Genomic DNA, 333 nt, shown 5'->3' with positions numbered 1-333 from the left:
AGGACTCGGTGTTGGCCGCCTTGATCACCTGGATGCCGCCGAGGTTGTTCTCCAGCCGGGAGTTCATCTTGCCGACCGTCGACCGCACCTCGGCGTACTTCGGCTGGATGATCTTGATGAACACGTAGGTGAACCCGGCGATGACGGGGACGGGCAACAGCGCGACCAAGGCGAGCTGCCAGTTGATCCAGAACAGGAGGACGCCGATCCCGATCACCATCACGGACAGCCGGAACACGGAGTTCATCCCGTCGTTGAGGAACCGCTCTAACCGGTTCACGTCGTTCGAGAGGATGGACATCATCTCGCCGGTCTGCTTGTCCGAGAAGAAGT

Annotated in this window: 1 protein-coding gene; it reads right to left on the bottom strand. The window is 60.4% G+C overall.

The window, feature by feature from the left end; all coding sequences use genetic code 11:
- Positions 1-333, bottom strand: a 333-nt coding sequence (locus EXE45_RS18475; protein ID WP_137695172.1) for an ABC transporter transmembrane domain-containing protein, incomplete at both ends; no start/stop codon positions are given.

The sequence above is a fragment of the Halorubrum sp. SP9 genome (genome assembly GCF_005435015.1).
In the GTDB taxonomy this organism is placed as follows: Archaea; Halobacteriota; Halobacteria; order Halobacteriales; family Haloferacaceae; genus Halorubrum; species Halorubrum sodomense.
The sequence above is the reverse complement of the archived record's forward strand: the minus strand, read 5'-3'. Positions and strand labels throughout refer to the sequence as shown.